We start from the raw sequence: 3549 nt of genomic DNA, 5'->3' as shown, positions 1-3549 counted from the left end.
TCCCGCGACACCGTCGCCGCCACCATCCAGCGCCTGGCACGCAACGTCCGCCTGGTGTTCGACTACCTGGGCATGACCGAAAATTCCCGCCGTCGGCGGGGACGGCCAGCCACGGCGGGCTAGAACGGATTTGCCGTGAGGAGCGCAAGGCCATGCGCGACGCCAGCCAGGCGCCGCGCAACAGCCGCGAGCTGGCGGTACGCAACCAGTTCTTCACTCCACGCTATGTGGTGGAGTTCCTGGTCGACAACACCTTGGGCCGGATGTGGTTCAACGCCACCGGCGGCCGCAGTGCCTTGCGTGAGGGCTGCCAGTACCTACTGGTCAAGCCTGATGAGACGCCGCCGGCAACGACCAAACTGCGCGATCCCCGGACCCTGAAACTGCTCGACCCGGCGTGTGGGTCCATGCACTTTGGCTTGTATGCCTTCGACCTTTTCCTGGAGATCTACCGGGATGCCTGGGACTGGGAGCAGCAGCACGGCCCCGGCTCGCTGGACGTGTCCACCCAGGCACAGGCGGATTTGCAGCCACTGTGCCAGACCTATGCCGACGCGGCGGCCATGCTGCGCGACGTGCCGCGTCTGATCATCGAACACAATATCTACGGTGTTGACATCGACCCGCGCGCCGCACAGATCGCCTCTCTGGCACTGTGGCTGCGCGCACAGCGTGCCTGGCACGCGGCCGGTGTCCGGGCCAAAGACCGCCCCGCGATCGGCCGTGGTCATGTGGTCGCGGCCGTGGCTCCGCCGGCGGAACCGGATCTGCGTCAGCAGCTGACCGCGACGCTGGATCGGCTGGATGCCGAGCTATTCGAAAAGACCCTACAATTATTGAAAGGGCTGCCCGAACTGGGCGTCTTGCTGCGAACAGAGTGTGAACTTCCGGACCTGATCCGCCAGGTCTTTGTCGGCAAAGGTACCGGCCTGTTTGCCGCCATGGAGCGGGAGCACTGGCAGCAGGCCGAGGCGCGGTTACGCGAGGCGCTGACCGGGTTCGCCCAGGCGGCGCAGTCCACCTATCAGGGCCGTCTGTTCGCCCAGGACGTGCTACAAGGGCTGAGTCTGATCGACCTATGCCGCGAAGTGTTCGATGTGGTGGTGATGAATCCGCCCTTTGGTGCACTGTCCAGCGGGGTCAAAGACGCGTTGGGTAAGGCCTATCCGCGTGGTAAGAACGACCTGCTGGCCATCTTCGTCGAGCGTGGGCTGGAGCTGTTGCGGCCGGGCGGGCGGCTGGGCGCCATCACCTCGCGGACCTGCTTTTTCCTCTCCAGCTTCCAGAAATGGCGGGAAGACGTCGTGCTGGGCCTGGCCCGGCCGGAGGTCATGGCCGACCTGGGGCACGGGGTGATGGATGACGCGATGGTCGAGGCGGCGGCCTATTGTTTGGTTAAGTCATAAAGAGGCAACAGCATGAACAGCCTGACGTTTGAAGCCCGGGTGAGCACTGATCACTTTGTGCCTGTGCCGGATGAGGTGCCGGCCGGCACCTTGGTTCGGATTCATCTGGAACCGGTAACGGGCGATGCCGTCACCGATCATTACCAGCCTCGCACTGAACTGGGGCGCAAACTGATTGAACTGCGCCGCGCCTACGTTCGGGGCGGCGGCAAACTGTTGAGCGACGATGAACTCGATGAAGAGGCGCGCCAGCGTCGCGGTGGCGTAGCCGATGTCTAAACGGACCTATCTCGACGCAAACTTGCTGATCGCCGCCTGGCAAGTGAAGGACGATACCGGCGCGCGAGCCCTCGCCATCCTTGATGATCCGGACCGCAGGTTGGTCGTCAGCGATGCGGTTTGGCTGGAGGTTATGCCTAAGTCGCTGTATCACAAACAACACAATGAGCAGGCGTTTTATCAAGCGATCTTCGACCAGGCCGAGGTAATTCCCTGGCAAATTGCCGCACTGCATCAGGCCCATGAGTTGGCGCAACGCTATGGAATCGCGGCGATGGACGCCGTCCATGTTGCCCTGGCCATCGCTGCGCAGGTAGACGAATTTGTTTCCGCTGAAAAGCCAGGCAAACCCATGTTTCGGGTCCGCGAGATTCCCATGCGCTCAGTGCGAGCCGTGACGCAATGACCCGATGTTGTGGCCGGCCGTTCATGCTTCGATCAGGTTACATCAAGGTGTAATATCATGTTACCTACCTTGAGAGCCACGTTGTCACCGTCTGGCACCCTCACCTTCGAAGAGCCAGTCTGGATTCCGCGGCCCGTCGCCGTGTTGGTCACGCTGCTTGCGGAGTTTTCGGGCACGGGGGCGATAGCCGTTGATTCCGACCCTCTAGCGTGGTCACTGAGTGATCAGGAACAGGCGGTGTGGGATAAACTGCCAGAATTTCGCGCCGAAGCGTCACCACCGAGGGCACAGAGCAGAGGAAGAGAGGAGAATCAGTGATGAATAAATGGTGCGGCGGATGACTATTTTCTTGCGCCTGCTGACCGAGGCGGACAAGGAGGCTGGGCTATCCACCGCTTGCGCGCGGCTGCGCCAGGGCGAGACCGACCCGCGTCTTTTCGAGGTGGTGCCGGAGGCCTTTGATGCGGTGCCGGGGAAGCCATTTGCGTATTGGGTGAGTGATGCGGTGCGGACCGGGTATCTGCGTTGTGAAGCGGCAAACAAGCCTCCTGCTCGACTTGTTTGCTCTACCAATCCATTAAATGATGATTTTCGGTATGTGCGCGCTTGGTGGGAAGGAGAATTTACCGGCACAGACCCATGTTGGATAGCGTGGGCAAAGGGCGGTTCGTTCTCACCTTACTATTACGACATTGATACGGTTATTCACTGGAGTTCAAGCCAGAATACCTATTTTGGGTTTCTCGGCACAGTGAATCGGCCATTAGAAAAGCCAGCCTCCGTGCAGCATTTTCTTCGCCCCGGCCTAACTTGGCCACGACGGACCAATGGCCTCAGCTTTAGGGTAATGCCCGCGGGTTGCATTTTTGCGGATAAGGGTCCGGCAGCATTTGTCGCGGAAGATGATCCAGATGAACTCTTGATGCTCGCCTGCTTGCTGAACAGCAGTGCATTCGGTCTACTGGTGTCAGTGCAGTTGGCCCGTGTCGAGTTGGCGCAGTCATTTGAAGTCGGGCTGATTCAGCAGACACCTATCCCAACCCTGACTGCCGAACAACACCAACAACTCGCCGCGCTCGGTCGCTGTGCCTGGTCGCTGAAACGTACCCTCGACACCACAACCGAAAACTCCCACGCCTTCTTGCTGCCGGTGGTCCTGCGCCATCGCATGGGCGACTACGACCCGCCTGCCATCGTGGCCCAATTGGCCAGAATCCAGGCCGAGATCGACGCGCTCGCATTCGATCTCTACGGCTTCGACGAGGCCGACCGTGCGGCAGTCCTTAACCCGGAAGAGTCAACCACAGAGGACACAGAGCCCAGGGCGGAACCGTTCTAGCCAGGACTCTCTGTTGCAACCGGCGGTTGTCCGCAACACTGGACAACGCCAGGTGGCCCGGGTATAAAGCACGTCGGTCCCCTTACTGTCCGAGGCCCCGTGCGTGAACCTTCGTGAGG

General features: G+C 60.9%; 4 protein-coding genes. All 4 read left to right on the top strand.

Going from position 1 to position 3549, the window contains the following annotated elements; translation table 11 throughout:
- Positions 1-152 precede the first annotated feature (152 nt).
- The 4 genes from QZX93_RS27200 (at position 153) to QZX93_RS27185 (ending at position 3430) form a co-directional block, all read left to right on the top strand.
- Positions 153-1406, top strand: coding sequence for a hypothetical protein (locus QZX93_RS27200; RefSeq protein WP_295386122.1), 1254 nt, complete (start codon positions 153-155; stop codon positions 1404-1406).
- 12 nt (positions 1407-1418) lie between these two features.
- On the top strand, positions 1419-1685 hold the full coding sequence (locus QZX93_RS27195; RefSeq protein ID WP_295386120.1) for a hypothetical protein: 267 nt from the start codon (positions 1419-1421) through the stop codon (positions 1683-1685).
- Complete coding sequence (locus tag QZX93_RS27190; RefSeq protein ID WP_295386119.1) at positions 1678-2091, top strand: PIN domain-containing protein; 414 nt, start codon at positions 1678-1680, stop codon at positions 2089-2091. The genes QZX93_RS27195 and QZX93_RS27190 overlap by 8 nt, the downstream gene beginning before the upstream one ends.
- A gap of 337 nt (positions 2092-2428) precedes the next feature.
- Positions 2429-3430: a hypothetical protein gene (locus QZX93_RS27185; RefSeq protein ID WP_295386117.1), complete on the top strand. Its 1002-nt coding sequence runs from the start codon at positions 2429-2431 to the stop codon at positions 3428-3430.
- Positions 3431-3549: the final 119 nt, after the last annotated feature.

The sequence above is a fragment of the uncultured Thiodictyon sp. genome, from assembly GCF_903946935.1.
Lineage (GTDB): Bacteria > Pseudomonadota > Gammaproteobacteria > Chromatiales > Chromatiaceae > Thiodictyon.
This window is presented reverse-complemented; position numbering and strand designations above follow the sequence as displayed.

Coding starts and splice junctions, on each gene's coding strand:
- QZX93_RS27200 (WP_295386122.1), top strand. CDS start 153: ATGCGCGACGCCAGCCAGGCGCCGCGCAACAGCCGCGAGCTGGCGGTA.
- QZX93_RS27195 (WP_295386120.1), top strand. CDS start 1,419: ATGAACAGCCTGACGTTTGAAGCCCGGGTGAGCACTGATCACTTTGTG.
- QZX93_RS27185 (WP_295386117.1), top strand. CDS start 2,429: ATGACTATTTTCTTGCGCCTGCTGACCGAGGCGGACAAGGAGGCTGGG.
- QZX93_RS27190 (WP_295386119.1), top strand. CDS start 1,678: ATGTCTAAACGGACCTATCTCGACGCAAACTTGCTGATCGCCGCCTGG.